The sequence below is a fragment of the Paenibacillus sp. 1011MAR3C5 genome, from assembly GCF_003591485.1.
GTDB lineage: Bacteria > Bacillota > Bacilli > Paenibacillales > Paenibacillaceae > Pristimantibacillus.
The window spans coordinates 93,968-107,924 of record NZ_QZCF01000007.1 but is presented as its reverse complement, the minus strand read 5'-3'; the positions used below and the strand labels follow the sequence as shown (position 1 = coordinate 107,924).

General features: G+C 54.5%; 12 protein-coding genes. All 12 read right to left on the bottom strand.

The features are described 5' to 3' along the window. Positions 1-21: 21 nt before the first annotated feature. Positions 22-3,234, bottom strand: a complete 3,213-nt coding sequence (locus D3P07_RS20595) for a S8 family serine peptidase (protein WP_119802147.1) — start codon at positions 3,232-3,234, stop codon at positions 22-24. A 364-nt stretch (positions 3,235-3,598) separates the two neighbouring features. Continuing rightward, positions 3,599-5,344 (bottom strand): NADH-quinone oxidoreductase subunit N, encoded by a 1,746-nt coding sequence (locus D3P07_RS20590; RefSeq protein WP_119802146.1) that lies wholly within the window; start codon positions 5,342-5,344, stop codon positions 3,599-3,601. A 3-nt stretch (positions 5,345-5,347) separates the two neighbouring features. Beyond that, positions 5,348-6,967, bottom strand: coding sequence for a complex I subunit 4 family protein (locus D3P07_RS20585; protein ID WP_119802145.1), 1,620 nt, complete (start codon positions 6,965-6,967; stop codon positions 5,348-5,350). Next, positions 6,964-8,835 (bottom strand): NADH-quinone oxidoreductase subunit L, encoded by a 1,872-nt coding sequence (gene nuoL / locus D3P07_RS20580; protein ID WP_119802144.1) that lies wholly within the window; start codon positions 8,833-8,835, stop codon positions 6,964-6,966. Before nuoL ends, D3P07_RS20585 begins: the two co-directional genes overlap by 4 nt. Before the next feature lie 4 nt (positions 8,836-8,839). Continuing rightward, a complete protein-coding gene (gene nuoK / locus D3P07_RS20575; RefSeq protein WP_119802143.1) occupies positions 8,840-9,142 on the bottom strand; it encodes an NADH-quinone oxidoreductase subunit NuoK in 303 nt (100 codons plus the stop codon). Beyond that, complete coding sequence (locus D3P07_RS20570) at positions 9,143-9,658, bottom strand: NADH-quinone oxidoreductase subunit J (protein WP_119802142.1); 516 nt, start codon at positions 9,656-9,658, stop codon at positions 9,143-9,145. After that, entirely contained in the window at positions 9,659-10,108 is a 450-nt protein-coding gene (gene nuoI / locus D3P07_RS20565) for an NADH-quinone oxidoreductase subunit NuoI (RefSeq protein ID WP_119802141.1), read from the bottom strand. Between the two features lie 22 nt (positions 10,109-10,130). Beyond that, the gene (nuoH, locus tag D3P07_RS20560) at positions 10,131-11,144 is read right to left on the bottom strand and encodes an NADH-quinone oxidoreductase subunit NuoH (protein ID WP_119802140.1); all 1,014 of its coding nucleotides are present in this window, start codon (positions 11,142-11,144) and stop codon (positions 10,131-10,133) included. Then, positions 11,144-12,244 (bottom strand): NADH-quinone oxidoreductase subunit D, encoded by a 1,101-nt coding sequence (locus D3P07_RS20555; protein ID WP_119802139.1) that lies wholly within the window; start codon positions 12,242-12,244, stop codon positions 11,144-11,146. The genes nuoH and D3P07_RS20555 overlap by 1 nt, the downstream gene beginning before the upstream one ends. Before the next feature lie 7 nt (positions 12,245-12,251). Beyond that, a complete protein-coding gene (locus D3P07_RS20550) occupies positions 12,252-12,941 on the bottom strand; it encodes an NADH-quinone oxidoreductase subunit C (protein ID WP_119802138.1) in 690 nt (229 codons plus the stop codon). Continuing rightward, positions 12,938-13,456 (bottom strand): NuoB/complex I 20 kDa subunit family protein, encoded by a 519-nt coding sequence (locus D3P07_RS20545; protein WP_116049618.1) that lies wholly within the window; start codon positions 13,454-13,456, stop codon positions 12,938-12,940. Before D3P07_RS20545 ends, D3P07_RS20550 begins: the two co-directional genes overlap by 4 nt. Further along, positions 13,447-13,812: an NADH-quinone oxidoreductase subunit A gene (locus D3P07_RS20540; protein ID WP_119802137.1), complete on the bottom strand. Its 366-nt coding sequence runs from the start codon at positions 13,810-13,812 to the stop codon at positions 13,447-13,449. The genes D3P07_RS20545 and D3P07_RS20540 overlap by 10 nt, the downstream gene beginning before the upstream one ends. Positions 13,813-13,957 lie beyond the last annotated feature (145 nt).

The following is a 13,957-nucleotide window of genomic DNA, read 5'->3' as shown; positions in this document are numbered from 1 at the left end:
GGGCAGCCACTGAAGCGGCTCCTAGTCCTTATAATAACGGTACAGCAATACGGTAAATTCGGCCCTGCTCGCTTTGCCGTCAGGCTTGAACCGGTTTGGCCCGACACCCTTCAGCTTGCCCTCGAGCTTCATGGCATGAAGCATGGAGGAGTACCACTCGTATTGCGACACGTCCTGGAACGGACGGGAGGTCGGTATTCGTGCGGTTATGCCCTCTGCATGCCCGATCATGACGGCCATCTCAGCTCTGGTGATAGGTCTGTCTGGCTTGAAGGTTCCATCCGGGAACCCGTTCACCCAGCCCTGCTGAACCGCTTTGCGTATCGCGTCATTTGCCCAGTGGCTGCTGTTGACGTCGGAGAATGATTTGGTGACGACATTGCCGGTAAGCGGCTTATACGCCTTCACGATCATCGCTACCGCTTCCGCTCTCGTAATATTGCGCTCTGGCTGAAAGCGATAATTGCCTACACCGTTCACAATGCCGCTGCCCGCCATCGAGACGATCTCATCTCTGGCCCAATGTCCCTTAATATCCCGGAAACCGGAGATCAACTCCTCCGATTGGAAGGAAAGGCGATAATACTGGTTCGTGAATGGCTTGCTCGATGTAAGCTTCACATAATAGACGCCTGGCTGCAGCACTTGCTCCTGTGTCTGCAGCTTGCCGCTTGATCCAGTGGTGCCGAGCGCAATTCGGTCCATTCTCTTGTCATATACCTCCAGCCTAAGCGAGGCGTCTGCAGGCACTCCCCCGGCATTCATCCGAACAATGCCGGAGCTGGCCATGCGGAACTGGAACCAGTCAATGTCAGAGGTGCTGTGTATGACGCCCTTGTACTCCGTGCCGGGATTCATGAGAAGCGCTTCATAGCTCTTGTCATTAGGCTCATTGGGATCGGTCAATTCCGGCTTGTAATCCAGCCGCAGCTTATATGTTCCCACCGTAGGACTGGCCTCCAGCGATATCGCATTATGCACCCTGATATAATACGTGCCCGGCGTTACCGACATGACAGGTGTCCATTCATTCATGCCTTCCCCGTTCTCATCATACAAGGTTAGCGAGCCGCCTTCCCGCTGGATGGACAGCCCCAGATCCATACGTGCAGTGCTTCCTTCCAGCGTAAGCTGAAGCTTCCCGTCTCCCTTGAACGTTACGGCGAACCAGTCCCGGTCAGCCGTCTGATGAAACGAACCTGTGATGGTCTGTGACTTGGCCTCCAGCTTGAACGCATTCGCCATTCGATCATTCGGCTCATACGAATCCGGGCTCATCGTGAACGAAGACATTAAGGAATAAACTAGCGCCTGTCGTTCCTCCGGACTCCCGTATTGCACCTGTATGTATTGCTTGCCTTTTTTTACATCGAAATCCATCGTTTTGGTGGACAGCTTTGTATCAGTGGCAGACAGCTGCTTGCCACCCGCATAATGCGTAAACCGAACGACAGGCACCGCTTGCCCTGATTCTGGCATACCCTTGAAATAAATGGTGAGCTTGCCGTCGAACGGAACGTCAACCATATACCAGTCCTGGTCCTTGGCAGATTCAAGCTCTGCAATCATCTGGCTCATCAGCGGGAATGTCGTGGCTGCGCCGATACTATTATTGGGCTCATGTGCATCCTTGGACAAGGAAGCTGCGACAGCCTTATCCAATTGCAAAATACCGTAACCGGAAGTGGTATCCGTCCCCTTAGGGCCGATATCCTTCGCTGTCTGGCGAAGCAGCTCCCGTATCTGGTAGGGCTGAAAACCAGGGTGTTGGGCCATAAGAAGCGCAGCTGCAGCGGCAACTTGCGGAGCCGCCATAGATGAGCCCTCTTCCTTCTTGTAGGTGCCGTCCACCCCGGTGGTATATACATTCCATGGGGCAAGCATATCCAATTCAGACCCTGGATTGGAACGAGGATCTGGCTGTCCGTCAGCCTTCACGCCGCCTACAGCGAGCACTGTCGGATAAGCTGCCGGATATTTGACGGCTGCCTTGCCGCCCAAGGTCAAGCCGTCATTGCCTGCGGCCGCTACCAGAAGTACACCATGGTTTTCTGCGTAGTTCACAATATCCTGCATATATGGCGAATAACGGTGGAGGCCGACCGACAGCACGACGACCTTGGCTCCATTGCGAACAGCGTATAGAATACCTTCTCCGAGATCCTGCTCCGTACCATCGCCCCATTGATCCAGCGCTTTGACCGGCATGAGCTTTGCATCCCACAGAATGCCGGCTACCCCGATTCCGTTATTTCCTTTGGCTGCGATAACGCCCGCCACACTTGTGCCATGACCGTTGTCGTCATCAGGCTGCTTCTTCGGATCGACGAGGTTAACGCCTGGCACCAGATTTTCCTTCAGGTCAGGATGATCCAAATCAACGCCCGTATCCACAAGCGCTATCGTTATCCCCGTATGCTCCCTAATCGTTTCCCAAGCCTTCAAAGCTCCGATCTGCGTCAAATGCTTCTGCTTGGACAACTCCGGATCATTTGCCTTGAACGGAGCTATCTTGGCTGCAGCCTGCGGTTCGGCAGCTGCCGGTGAATCTGTCAGAAGCGAAGAGGAGGTTGTTTCGGCATCCGTGGAATCGGCAGCCCGCACTTCCTCTGTCGCCGGAGACGCCGCCTCTTCCTCCGCTGGCCTCTTATCGTCTGCATCATTCTCTAAATCTGATGCATCCATCGGCTCCAGCGAGTCCGCAAGCTCCTCGCTGGAATTGGAGAGCACCTGCACCCTATGATTCGGGTGCACATACTCGACCCCCGGCGCGCTGCGCAGATGGCGCAGCCACTCTTCCAAGTCCCCGCTGACATCAGCGGCGGGACGAACGACATCCACCGCCGCTTCGCTCTGGCGGCGGATCACCTCAACCCCGCTCAGATCATGCGCAAGCGCGGGATCCGACCACTTGAGCAGCCAGCTCTGCGGCTGCTCTGCCAGCGCTGCCGAGCCGGACGCTTCCGCGTAACCGGCTGGCGAGTCTCCTCCGGGAGCGAAGGCGCCTGGGGCGGATAAGCCCCAGAGCGCGATGCTCCCGAGCAGCAGCGCCATGAACGCGCGGCGAAGCCCTCCGCGCGTCAGGAGCGCAAGACGGCCAGCGCCTCTTCCGCGGACGAGGCGCTTCGCTCTGTATAGGGCGCGCGCTGCAGCCGCGCCATCGTTATGAGATGCAGGATAGGGAACTGGCCGATCCTGCTTCTTATTTACATCGTTATAGTAGTCTATGTTCATTATATTCTGCCTTTGAAACGTATTTCATTAATATTTCGGTTAACGAATACGTTTTCCCTTCTTATTGATCATAAAAAAGGGCATAAAAGAATGACGATACCCGTTGAAGCCGTTATTCTCCCCGCAGCAACTTCCTGCCGGGCGGAGGATTCGGCGCTATGGATAGATATACCATTCGCAAGCAGTCTGCCATATAAGTCCGTCGCCCTATATTTCTTGCCAAATCTATGACTAACATCCCTTACCCGGCAATCCTCCGGATGAAACAACAAAGCTCTGATTTCTTGTTGCTCATCAGCAGGTAGCCAGAGCAACTCAAAGTCAGAGCTTTCATCAGGAATGCAGGGGGAAGCCAAGCTCCCCGCTAATGCGATGGCAAGGGGAAGCTGAACAACTGCTGGATGATATCAACCAACGGACCGGGCACAATGCCCAGACCAAGCGTCAAAACCGCGCATATAGCGATGACGACAGCAGTCGGCCATGGTATCCGAATAACGCCAGCCGCTTGCTCGGAAGCGGCCGGACCAGACAATCCCGCTTCTGGACCGGAGCTATGTACAGTCCCCTCTGCAGGTGATTGCTCCGATGCTCCAGCCGTCTCAATTCGGCCAGCATGGACCTCTTGAACAGCAAGTGACGGCGAGGAACCGATTGTACGGGAAGGGAATCCCTCATCCTCGTCGAAGTCGAGCGAGCTTGAAGCTGCGGACAGCCCGTTGCTGCTGCGCATGAACATTTGCCTAATCAGTCCAAAATAGAAGTAGTACGATATCACACTGCTCAGCACCATAATGACGACAATCCAGTAGGCCTGGGCTCTCTCAGCCCCAAGCAGAATGAACAGCTTTCCGAAAAAACCGGCCGATACGGGCAGCCCGGCAAGCGAGAGGACCAAAAGGATCATCGCGATTGCCGTCCACGGCGATCGGTAGTACATGCCGGCATAACCCTTTAGCTCATCATGCCCCGCCGCTCGGCTGACGGCTGTATGAACCGCAAATGCGCCTATCGTCATCAGCAAGTAGGCAATCAGATAGAACAGGAATTCAGACATGTTGTTCAAGTGTCCTACTGTGAAGGAAATCCCAATCGGCACCAGCAAATATCCTGCATTGGCCACACCGGACAAGGCGAGCAGCCGCTTCACATTCAGCTGCCGCAAAGCCGCCAGCGTACCATACAGCATCGACGCAGCCGCAACAAGCAGCACGATGAAAAACAATTCATCACTCATGCCGCTGACCGCCGTATGCTCGGGATTAGCGAACAACGCTGTTGCGAACATAAGCCGGAAGATCACCGCCAATGCAGCGCCTTTGGATACGACGGCCAAAAAAGCAGCAATCGGTGTCGGCGCTCCTTGATACACATCCAGCGACCAGGCATGGAACGGAGCCGCCGCTATCTTGATCGCGAAACCGATAATCATCATCAGAAAGCCAACGTAGACCAGAGCTTCGTATCGCTCCAGCGCCCCGGGCAGCGCTGCGTTAATTGCAGCTAACTGCACCGATCCGGTCACTCCGTAGAGATAGGACATGCCAAACAGGATGAAGGCGGAGGATATCCCTCCTGTGACGACGTATTTGAAGGCAGCTTCAGACGATAAGGAAGATTTTCTTCTGAGCCCTACCAGGACATAGCTAGTAATGCTCAGCAGCTCCAATCCGATATAGAGCGTCACGAGATTTTCCGATGATGCCATTGTCATGGCCCCGATCACAGCGGGCAGCAGCAAGTAGAAGTATTCGCCCTTATCCGTAATTGCCCTGTCCTGCTGTACAGTGCCCAATCCCAGCAGCACGATAAGAGCCGTAGCCCCCAGGAACAGCAGCTTGAGAAGACTCGCAAAATCATCAATTCGATAGCTGTCCCCCAGCAGCGAGATCACCTCGCCGTTCGACTCTATCATGCGCATCAGCACCAGAATAAAGGCGCCGAGCAGGCCTGTCAGCGTAAGCCCCCCGATCCAGCTCCGGCTGACCTTCCGCGGAAGCAGCAGCTCCAGCACAACGAGCAGTACAAACCAGGCGCCGAGCGCAAGCTCAGGAGCCATCACCAGCAAATCCGACCAAGTCAACGGTTGAAACAACGTTTGCTCCGGCATCGACTACCCCCCTGCCCTTGTTGCAAGTAATAGATCCATATAACCGCCTACGCTTGCTTGCACCGTATCGATCAGCACAGATGGATAACAGCCAAGCAGTACGATACATGCAAGCAGAACAACCATTGGCAGCGCCTCGATGAACCGGGCATCCCGTATGGCGGCAAAACTGTCCCGCTGCGGGCCGAACGTAATCTTCAGCACGCTTCGAAGCACATAGACGGCCGTTAATATGATTCCGATAACCGCAACAGCGGTCACCCAGCGCATGGACTCGAACAATCCCAGCAAGGACAGAAACTCGCCAACAAACCCGGATAGTCCCGGCAATCCAAGCGAAGCCAGCCCCGCCGCAAGAAGCACGCCGCTAATGAATGGCATAGAACGGGCAAGACCGCCTAGTTGTGACAGCTTAGTCGTCCCCGTCCGTTCATACAGACTGCCGACGATCAGGAAGAGCAGCGCAGAGATCAGGCCGTGAGAGATGAGCTGGAACAACGCGCCTTGCAGGCCGATTTCATTGAAGGCGGCCAACCCGATCAATACGATTCCCATATGGCTGATCGAGGAATAAGCAAGCACCAGCTTGAACTCCTGCTGCCGGAAGGCCAGTATGGCTCCATAGAGCAAATTGATAACACCAAGTATGGCAAGTACGCCCGCCCATTCTTTGGCCTGTTCGGGGAAGAGAAACAACCCGAATCGCATCAAGCCGTAAGCGCCCATCTTCAGCAGAATGCCAGAGTGGATCATTACGATGGCTGGCGGAGCCTCCTGATGCACTTTGAGCATCCATGAATGAAACGGAAACACGGGAAGCTTGATGCCAAAAGCGATGAGCAGCAGAATGAAGATCGTCCATTGCTTCGTCTCACTGAGCGCAAACGGATTGCTGCCCGCAGATTCGGCAGGCAGATTCACATAAGCGTTCGGATCGGTCAAGTTGTGCAAAATATCCGTATAGCTTCCGCTATAGACATACTGCAGGGATGAGGCCGTCTCCATCATGTGAAAACCCGCCGTATTGACCAGCATGATAAAGGCAATCAACATGATGGCCGAACCGATGCCATTATAGATCAAGAACTGGTTCGCAGCACGCTCCCGGTTATAATAGCCCCAAATGCCGATCAGGAAATACATGGCGACCAGCGTAATTTCGAAGAAGATAAAGAATAGAAAAACATCGCGGGCGATAAACGCGCCAATCATGCCAAATTCCAGCAAGAGAAACCAACTGAAGAAGGATTTCCACCGCTTCTTCACATGAACAGCCGCCAGCGCAGCCATCGCCGTCACGACCGACGTCAGCAGCAGCAGCGGAAGCGACAAGCCGTCCAGACCAACCGCATACTGGAACGAGAAGAACCAGTCTCCCCCCACATTCATCTTGAGCGGGGCTTGCACCCAGCTGTACGTCTCGCTGTACGATGCGGCGCCTTGTTGTCTGTCGTAATCAGCGTAGAGCCATAGTGACAAGGCAAGCGGAAGCAAAGTAGCCGCAACCGCCGCTATCTTCAGCCAGCTAGCACGCTGCCTCGGCAGGAGCTGGATGACGGCAAAGCCCAGCAGCGGAGACAGCAAAATAATCGAGAGAATCGGAACTTGCTCCAAGCCGCTCATGACAGCATCCTCCTTCCGATGACGACAAGCGCAATCGCCACGACGCCCAGCACGGCAGCGACGCCATAGGTCTGCACCTGGCCGTTCTGCAGCCGCAGCCCAAGCTTGCCGGCCGCGCTCGCTGCCGCGCCAGCCAGCTTCACGGCACCGCCGATCACATAGGTGTCGATTGCAGCCAGGCAAGCACTCAGTCCACGCAGCGACTTCACAATCACCGCCTCATACAACTCGTCGATATAAAATTTCCGCTCCGCCAGTCTGACCAGTCGGGGCATTCGGCTTCCAAGCGGATGATTGCCCGCCATGCCCTTCCCATAGAGCAGCCAACCCGCCAAAATCCCGAATAGACCGGCAGCGATGGATAATATCATGACCACCATGCTGCTATGCGGTTCGATCACCTCGTCGCTAAGCCATCCGCTTAACCATCCGTTCCATGGCAGCTCGACAAATCCGGCAATGACCGCGAGCACAGCCAGTACGATAAGCGGAATCGTCATCACCAGCGGCGACTCCTTGGCCTCCTTGGTCTTCATGCCCAACTTTCCCATGAATACGTGCACGAACAATCTTGTCATGTACAGCGCCGTAAAGAATGCCGTCGCCAGCCCTACAGCGAACAGCACCGGGTTATGCTCCAGCGCAGCGGTCAGTATGGCATCCTTCGACCAAAATCCGGAGAGCGGAGGAATTCCGGCAAGAGCGAGGGCCCCCATTGCGAACGTCCATGCGGTAACCCGCATGCGGGAGCCGATTCCCCCCATCTCCCGAATATCTTGCGTATGTACCGCATGAATGACGCTTCCCGCCGCGAGGAACAACAGTGCTTTGAAGAACGCATGGGTGAACAGGTGGAAGATCGCGCCTGTCATGGCTCCGAGTCCAAGCGCCAGCATCATATAGCCTAGCTGACTGATCGTAGAATAGGCCAATATGCGTTTTAGATCGTTCTGGGCAAGCGCGATCGCAGCTGCGAAGATCGCGGTGAACGCGCCGACGTACGCAACCGTCTCCATTGCAGCTGGCGATGCCTCGAATATGCTGAATGTACGGGCAATGAGGAACACACCTGCCGCAACCATTGTCGCTGCGTGAATCAGTGCGCTAATCGGCGTAGGTCCCTCCATCGCATCAGGCAGCCAGACATGAAGCGGGAATTGGCCGGATTTGCCCACCGCACCAAGGAATAGAAGCAGAGCCATTAAAGTCGTGATCCCATCCGTCATGATGCCGCCCTGTCCTCCGAATATGCTTTGAATCATCGTGAAGTCGAGCGCATGGTCCGGCATGTACCAGAATAGCAGCAGGATGGCGATTAGCAGCCCCGCATCTCCGATTCTCGTCACGATAAATGCCTTCTTGGCTGCTGCCCTTGCAGCTGGACGGGCATACCAGAATCCGACGAGCAAGAAGGAGCAAACGCCCACCAGCTCCCAGAACAGATAGAAGGACAATAGATTATCCGATAGCACGAGACCTAGCATAGAGAAGGTAAAGAGCGACACATAGCCGTAGAAAACCGTGACCCGCTCATCGGAGGCCATGTAACCGGCCGAATAGACATTAACGAGCAAGCCGACGAGTGTAACCACGACGAGCATCAACGCCGTCAAATTCGTAATTTCGAATCCGATCCGAAGCGTATACTCACCAATCGAGATCCAGTTGAAGTGATAGCTGTAATCGACAGCATGCGGCTTCAGCCTCTCCGACAGCACGAGCAGGGACAGAAGGAAGGCGCCTAGCGCGCCGATGGAACCGATCCATACGCCCGCTCTCCGGAATCCCCTGCCCAGCGTCATTAGCACAAGGAAGGCAGCGAGGGGAAGAAGCGGGATCATCCATGCGATTTTCGCAAAAAAGTCCATACGCCTACCTCCTCATCCGATTGAATGCATCGATCATAACCGTGCCGCGCGCCCGGAACAACGCAATCAGGATCGCTACGGCGATCGCAGCCTCCGCCGCCGCTACCGTTATCGTGAAGATAGAAAAGAGCTGTCCCGTCAGCGACGGAATGACGCCATACTTGGAGAAGGCGATCAAATTCAGATTGACGCCGTTCAGCATCAGCTCCAGCGACAGCAGGACGATAATCGCATTACGCTTGGCAAGCGCGCCGTACAAGCCTATGCAAAATAATATAGCGGCCATTGTAAGATAGGATGGAAGCATCTAGTCCGCCTCCTTCTTCGCTAAGGCAATTGCGCCTATAAACGCAACCGTCAACAAGATCGACAGCAGCTCGAACGGTACAATATAGCCGGTGAATAATTGCTCGCCAATCGCCAGCGTATTGTCCTCTCCGGAGTGGAAGGCCCCGGCACTCTGCAAATCCGATGCGCGAATGGCATAGAAGAGCAGTCCAAAGAGGCAAAGCGCACCAACGGCGGCAAGCGTCTTGTGAAGCGGCTTTACAGGCTCAGCGGATTCTCCGTTATGCTTCGTCATCATAATGCCGAAGATCATCAGAATGGAGACTGCTCCTGCGTAGATCAGCACTTGCACGAAGGCGACAAACTCCGCCTCCAACAGCACATACATGCCGGCAAGCCCCAAGAAAGCGGCTGCCATAGAGATCACCATGTGGACTACCTTCTCCAGGCTGATCATCAGCACCGCTCCGCCGATAATAATGACTGCGAGTATGAAAAAGGTAACGTATTCTCCCGTTAGGTCGACGTTAAACAATTATTTGGCGCCCCCTTTTGCCGGAGCCCCGATATTATTGTTATCCTGTCTGACCAACGTATTGTTGTCCGTCAGCCAATCCGCGTCCTTATACAGCTCATCGCGGCTGTATGCGGCCAGCTCGAAGTGACTGGTCATCACGATCGCTTCCGTCGGGCACACTTCGGTACACAGATCGCATAGAATACAGATTTCGAAGTTAATATCAAAGGTATCGATCACTTTGCCTTTTTTCTCGGGATCGGGATTCGGCTTACCCGTCAGCGTAATACAATCGGTCGGGCATATGCGGGCGCACTGATTGCACACAATGCACAGATCCGGTATAAAGTGCTGAATGCCACGGAAGCGATCCGGCATCGGGAACGGTTCATCCGGATAGGACGTCGTCACCTTCGGAGCCGTCAGCGCCTTCATCGTAACACCTAGTCCTTGCAGCAATCCTTTCATGCTTCTCTCCCCTTTCAGACCCTTATTTCACGAACAGCTCCAGGTAGAGCGCGGTGAGAAATACGTTAAGCAACGCCACGGGCAGGAGCACCTTCCAGCCGAGGCTCATGAGCTGGTCAACACGGACGCGCGGGAAGGTTGCCCGTATCCAGAATAGCGAGAAGACAACAAAAGCGAATTTGAGCAGAAACCATATAATGCCCGGCACAAAGTCAAGAAAGGGTGCAGGAGCATGCCATCCTCCCAGGAATAAGACCGTCGTAAGCGCCGCAATGGCGTACACATATACATATTCAGCGAGCATGAAGAAAGCGAAGCGGAAGCCGCTGTATTCAACATGATAACCCGCCACAAGCTCAGACTCCGCCTCTGGCAAGTCGAAGGGCGTCCGGTTCAGCTCCGATACCGCTGCAATGAAAAATACGATAAATCCGATGATTTGCGGGAATAGGTTCCAGTTCCAAAACCAGCCGCCATCCTGAGCCGCTACGATATCGCGCAGGTTCAGACTTCCGCTCAGCAGGATGACGCCTACGATGGATATGACAAGCGGCACCTCGTAGCTGATCATCTGCGCTGCGGAGCGCATGCCGCCCAGCAACGCATATTTGTTATTGGAAGCCCAGCCTCCAAGCACAATGCCTAAGGTTGTAATGCCAGATAAAGCCACGTAGTAGAGCAAACCAACGTTCAAGTCGGCGAAATAAAGCTTCTCGGTGTAAGGAATAACGGCAAGCACGGTAAATGAAGGAATGAAAGCGAGAGCGGGCGCAAGGATGAAGAGCAGCCGGTCCGCCTTTCGAGGTATGGTGTCTTCTTTGATCAGAAGCTTGAAGATGTCGGCTACCGTCTGGAGCAAGCCGAACGGTCCGACCCGGTTAGGCCCGATGCGAAGCTGCATCCAGCCGATTACCTTTCGTTCGTAATAAATGGCATACGTCACAAATCCTAATACTATGAGCAGGAATAACGCCGCCCACAGGAACAGGATTAACGCGCTGCCCCACGTCAGCGGCTCATTCAGCCAGGCGCCCATCAGCAATCAACCTCCCCAACAACGATATCGATTCCGCCTAATATCGTGATCAAATTGGTCATCGTCTCCCCCACAAGCAGCTTGGGCAAGATTTGAAGATTGACGAACGACGGCCTTCTGAATTTGAGGCGGTACGGCTCCGCCTTGCCCTTGGAGACGATATGGCAGCCGATCTCGCCGCGAGGCGATTCAATTCGCACATAGGTCTCTCCCGCAGGCGGCCGAATCACACGCGGCACCTTGCCCATCGTCTCTCCGCCGCTCGGGAATTGCTCGACCGCTTGCTTCAAGATGCGAAGGCTCTGCCTGATCTCCTCCAAGCGCACGCAATACCGATCGTAGCAATCGCCGTTGTGGCCGATTGGCACGTCGAATTCGAATCGGGAATAAAGGCTATAAGGTTCATCCTTGCGCAAATCCCATTTTACGCCTGTACATCTCAGGTTAGCGCCGGACAAGCCATGGTCGATTGCGGTAGCCGCATCGTATTGGCCAATTCCTTTTATGCGCGCCAGGAAGATTTCATTGCCGGATACGAGCTTGTCATATTCCGCAAGCTTCTTCTCCATGTACGGGATGAAATCCCTAACCTTATCCATCCAGCCAGGAGGCGCATCCCATTTGACTCCGCCGACTCGCATGTAATTGTAGGTTAGCCTCGCGCCGCAAAGCTCGTTGAACAGATTGATGATGGTCTCCCGGTCGCGGAAAGCATATAAGAACGGGCTCATCGCGCCAATGTCCAGCAAATAAGTGCCCCACCAGACAAGATGGCTGGCTACCCGCTGCAGCTCCATGACGATTAACCGCAGAAATTCCGCTCGAAGCGGCACTTCCAGTCCCATCATCGTCTCGACGGCATGGACCAGCACATAATTATTCGTCATGGCCGATACGTAGTCCATTCGATCGGTGTACGGTATGATTTGCGTGAAATTTAGACTTTCCGCCAGCTTTTCCGTTCCTCTATGCAGATAACCCATTACAGGCGTCGCCTCGGTTATGACTTCTCCATCAAGCTTGACTACGATCCTGAACACGCCATGCGTGCTCGGATGCTGGGGTCCGACGTTGAGCAGCAGTTCTTCCGTTCGAATCACCGGTTGCCTACACCTCCGAATCAAGCGGTTCGTAATCTTTGCGCAAAGGGTGGCCGACCCAATCATCGGGCATCATAATACGCCTCAGATCGGGATGGCCAGTAAATGCAATGCCTAGCAGATCATAGATTTCGCGCTCGTTCCAATTGGCCGTCGACCAAGTCGGCGTTGCAGAAGGAACGGATGGCGCTTCCCGGTCCGTTCTCAGCTTGATCGCGACGTCTTGCTTAGAGTCAAGTGACAGCAAATAATAGACAACCTCCAGATGCGTCTCGTAATCGATACCGGATACATTGCGGAGATAGTTGAACCGTAGCTCACCATGATCCCGCAGCAGCAGACTAACCTCCGGCCATCGTTCGGCCGCAATGACGAGCATCGGCATGTCTGCGTTCAGTTCGTTCAGGCCGGATTCCTCGATCGTGCCTTTCCCGAACGCTTCATCGATCAATCGTACATACCGGTCCAGATCACACTGCCTCGGTGAAGGCTCCTTCGGAATATCCTGCTCCGCCTGGGCTGCTTCCGCAGCTTCCGCCTCTGCCTTCGCCTTGGCCGCCGCTCGCGCCGCTCGCGCTTCAGCAGCGGCCTTCAGCTTCGCTTCACGCTCCGCGTCAACAGGAGAAGACGCTGGCTCGTGTTCAGACTTTATCGGCTCTTGCGGCGCTTCGGGGTTCTTTTTCTCCTCCTCGCTCATCGGCTCGTCACCTGCTTCCCGGTCTTCGCCTCATAACGAATTTTCTCCTGCAGCTTGTTGATGCCATAGATGAGCGCCGCCGGATTAGGCGGGCAGCCAGGGATGTATACATCAACCGGTACGATCTGATCTACACCTTTAATGACCGCGTAAGACTTTACGTATGGGCCGCCGGCTGTAGCGCAAGAACCCATGGCAATAACCCATTTCGGTTCTGGCATTTGATCGTATAAGCGGCGCAGAAGAGGCCCCATCTTCTTGGTCACCGTCCCGGATACGATCATGACGTCCGACTGCCTCGGAGATGTGCGGAACATAACGCCGAACCGGTCCAAGTCATAGTGGGAGGCGCCTGTACCCATCATTTCGATGGCGCAGCACGCAAGGCCGAATGTCAGGGGCCATAGTGAATTGCTCCTCGCCCATCCCTTTAGCTGCTCCAGCGTTCCCATAAACACATTGCGTTCCAGCTCCCTGCGCTCTTCGAGTGTAATTGACTCCAGGTTCAATTCCATTTCAGCACCCTCTTCTTCCATGCGTATAGAAGTCCCACAAGCAGCATTCCCGCAAAAATGACCATTTCGACCAGCACAAAAAGACCGAGCTTATTATACGCAACGGCCCACGGGTATAAGAAAACGGTTTCTACATCAAAAATGACAAACATAAGGGCAAACATATAGTACCGGATGTTGAATCTGACCTGACCTTCGCCTACTGGCTCGTTGCCGCTCTCGTATGTACTTCGTTTCGGATCGGTCGGCTTATGCGGCCTCAGCAGCCTTCCGACTGTCAAAGCCACGACCGGGAGCAGAATGCCCAGTACGAGAAAAATCGCGACGACGACGTAGTGGTTGACATAGTTATCCACACAATCGCCTCCGTTAAAGGATGGTATGCAGGATGTCTGTACGCTGTCTGTTCATGGTCAATTTTCCCTCACAATTATAACAAATGCTGGGACTACCGTCTATGACGGGTTTACGATCATTGCCTTCGCTTGCTTCATGCAGCCT

Bases quoted from the DNA above. Each gene is read 5' to 3' on its own strand.
- D3P07_RS20595 (WP_119802147.1), bottom strand. From the start codon at position 3,234: ATGAACATAGACTACTATAACGATGTAAATAAGAAGCAGGATCGGCCA.
- D3P07_RS20590 (WP_119802146.1), bottom strand. From the start codon at position 5,344: ATGCCGGAGCAAACGTTGTTTCAACCGTTGACTTGGTCGGATTTGCTG.
- D3P07_RS20585 (WP_119802145.1), bottom strand. From the start codon at position 6,967: ATGAGCGGCTTGGAGCAAGTTCCGATTCTCTCGATTATTTTGCTGTCT.
- nuoL (WP_119802144.1), bottom strand. From the start codon at position 8,835: ATGGACTTTTTTGCGAAAATCGCATGGATGATCCCGCTTCTTCCCCTC.
- nuoK (WP_119802143.1), bottom strand. From the start codon at position 9,142: ATGCTTCCATCCTATCTTACAATGGCCGCTATATTATTTTGCATAGGC.
- nuoI (WP_119802141.1), bottom strand. From the start codon at position 10,108: ATGAAAGGATTGCTGCAAGGACTAGGTGTTACGATGAAGGCGCTGACG.
- nuoH (WP_119802140.1), bottom strand. From the start codon at position 11,144: ATGGGCGCCTGGCTGAATGAGCCGCTGACGTGGGGCAGCGCGTTAATC.
- D3P07_RS20550 (WP_119802138.1), bottom strand. From the start codon at position 12,941: ATGAGCGAGGAGGAGAAAAAGAACCCCGAAGCGCCGCAAGAGCCGATA.
- D3P07_RS20545 (WP_116049618.1), bottom strand. From the start codon at position 13,456: ATGGAATTGAACCTGGAGTCAATTACACTCGAAGAGCGCAGGGAGCTG.